Source organism: Nocardia cyriacigeorgica, from assembly GCF_010858045.1.
GTDB lineage: Bacteria > Actinomycetota > Actinomycetes > Mycobacteriales > Mycobacteriaceae > Nocardia > Nocardia cyriacigeorgica_E.
The window spans coordinates 1-380 of record NZ_JAAGVC010000151.1 but is presented as its reverse complement, the minus strand read 5'-3'; the positions used below and the strand labels follow the sequence as shown (position 1 = coordinate 380).

General features: G+C 70.5%; 1 protein-coding gene. It reads right to left on the bottom strand.

Annotation, left to right across the window (positions count from 1 at the left end):
* Window positions 1-380 (bottom strand): FAD-dependent oxidoreductase (locus tag GV790_RS29145; RefSeq protein ID WP_163818026.1); only part of this gene is annotated, 380 nt, incomplete at both ends.

The window sequence follows — 380 nt, the reverse complement described above, 5'->3', positions numbered from 1 at the left end:
GATGTCGAGATGCCGTCCGGTTTCGAGATCTTCGACGACAGCGCCGACGATGCGGTCGCCCTCACGCAGGAAATCCACCACCCGAGTACTCGATGCGCACAGTGCGCCGTGGGTGGCGGCGGTGCGGGCCAGCATCATGGTGTGCCGTGCGTCGTCGAGCTGGCCTTCGTAGAAGCTCACCCCGCCGCGCACGCGCCCGCGTTTTGCGCCGGGGAATCGGGCCAGGGTGCCGCGGCGGCCGAGGTGGCGGTGATGGGCGGGCACACCGCGGCCAGCGCCGAGCACGTCGTAGACGCCGATCCCCGCGCCCGCCCACGCACGGTCGAGCAGCGGACGTTCCAGTGGGTAGACGAATTCGACGGGTGTCGCCAGGTGTGGGG